This is a genomic window from Paenibacillus sp. cl130 (assembly GCF_900116035.1).
In the GTDB taxonomy this organism is placed as follows: domain Bacteria; phylum Bacillota; class Bacilli; order Paenibacillales; family Paenibacillaceae; genus Paenibacillus; species Paenibacillus polymyxa_B.
On the sequence record NZ_FOYG01000024.1, the window covers coordinates 1 to 1,994 of the forward strand.

General features: G+C 56.8%; 1 protein-coding gene. It reads right to left on the reverse strand.

All coding sequences use genetic code 11. From position 1 onward, the window contains the following. Window positions 1-1,994: condensation domain-containing protein (locus tag BM358_RS26145; RefSeq protein WP_231517255.1), on the reverse strand; the 1,994-nt coding region annotated here is incomplete at both ends.

The window sequence follows — 1,994 nt, forward strand, 5'->3', positions numbered from 1 at the left end:
TCCTCGAACAGCCGGTGGAACGCTGCCACAGGAGCCGCTTCCGGCTGCGCCGGGTTAAACGCGCCGAGAATTTGCTCTTTTTCCTCTGCCGTCAACAAGTTCAGCTCGGCAATCTTCGCATCCGGACAGCTTACGATCGCCGCAAGCAAATGTCCGAAATGAGTCGACAGCCGCCGGATCGTGCTTTCTTTATAAAGAGCCGTTGCGAATTCAAAACTGCACTCCAGGCCGCCGTTTTCTTCCGTAACATCCACACTCAGGTCGAACTTGGCCGTGCCGTATTCGCTAGGGTACGGGGACAATTTCAGCCCTTCCAGCTCAAACTCTTTATCCTCCAAGTTTTGTAGGGAGAACATCGTGTCAAACAGCGGGTTGCGGCTCAAATCCCGGCTGACCTGCACTTTATCAACGAGCTCTTCGAACGGATAATTCTGATGCTCGTAAGCGCCTAAGGTCGTTTCTTTCACTTCTTCCAGATACGACAGGAAGGTCTTCTCCGAAGCCGGATAATTGCGGAGCGCCAGCGTATTGACGAACATTCCGATCAAAGGCTGCGTGTCTCCGTGCGTTCTGCCCGCAATCGACGTTCCGACGATCAAATCGTCCTGACCTGTGTATTTATGCAAAAGCACGGTATATGCCGCAAGCAGCACCATATACAGCGTCGTTCCTCTTTGAGCGGCCAGCTGCTTCAAGCCTTCGTTCGTTGCCTCGTCCACGAAGGACGTCAGCGTTTGTCCCTCAAAGCTCTGCACGGCAGGACGCGGATAGTCCGTCGGCATTTCCAGAACCGGCAGCTCGCCCCGGTAACGGTCCAGCCAGTAAGCTTCCTCGCGTTTCAACTGCACTTTCTGCTCGTCCGACTGCTGCCATACCGCATAGTCCTTGTATTGAATGTGCAAAGGCTCTAATGACTCGCCGCCGTACAGACGAACGAGTTCCTCGACTAACACGTCCATCGAAACCCCGTCGGAGACGATATGGTGCATGTCGAACATCAGCAAATAACGTTCGGCTGCCAGCTCTACGAGCTCCGCCCGCAGCAGCGGAGGCTTCGCCAAGTCGAAAGGCCGGATGAAGTCCTGCACGACTTCAGGCGCTTCTTCCTCGCTCGCATGACGGTACTCGACGGCAAAGTCGACGCTCTCGTAAATGCGCTGTATTGCTTCGCCTTGTACGATCTCAAAGCCGGTTCGCAGTGTTTCGTGCCGTGCGATCAGTCCGCGGAAAGCCTTCTCCAGCAGGCTCCGGTCAATCGATCCTTCCAGCAGCAGCACGCCCGGCATGTTGTAGCTCTGATCGGCCCCTTCCAGCTGATTCAGGATAAACAGCCGCTTCTGAGCTGAGGAAAGCGGATAATATGCTCTTGCGCCTGCCAGCGGAATCGACGAGAACGACTGCTCTCCGATCCGGGAGATGGCAAGAGCCATCTCTTCGATCGTCGAGTAGCGGAATACGTCGCGCAGAGGCAGCTCGACGTTCATTTCCTTCTGAATCTTGCTGACAAGGTTCGTCGCCCGCAAGGAGTGGCCTCCGAGCTCGAAGAAATTGTCCAGGACTCCAATGCCAGAGTAGCCCAGCACTTCCTCCCAGATCTTCACAAGCTGGGACTCCGTCCGGTTACGCGGCGCTACATATTCGACGCCCGTTTGTATGCCGCCTTGCGGCTCCGGCAGCGCTTTGCGGTCCACTTTGCCGTTGGTCGTCAGCGGCATACGCTCCAACTGCACGAAGTACGACGGGATCATGTACCCCGGCATTCCCTGGGCCAGCGAGGTTCTCATTTCGCTGACCGTCAGCATTCGGTCCGCCACAAAGTAGGCGACAAGCGCCTTCTCGCCCCCCCCGTCCTGACGGGCGAGCACCACCGCTTCTTCCACGCCCTCGACGTTCAGCAGCTGCGTCTCGATTTCGTCCAGCTCGATCCGGTACCCGCGGATTTTGACCTGGTGGTCGATCCGTCCCAGGTATTCGATGTTGCCGTCCGGCAGCCA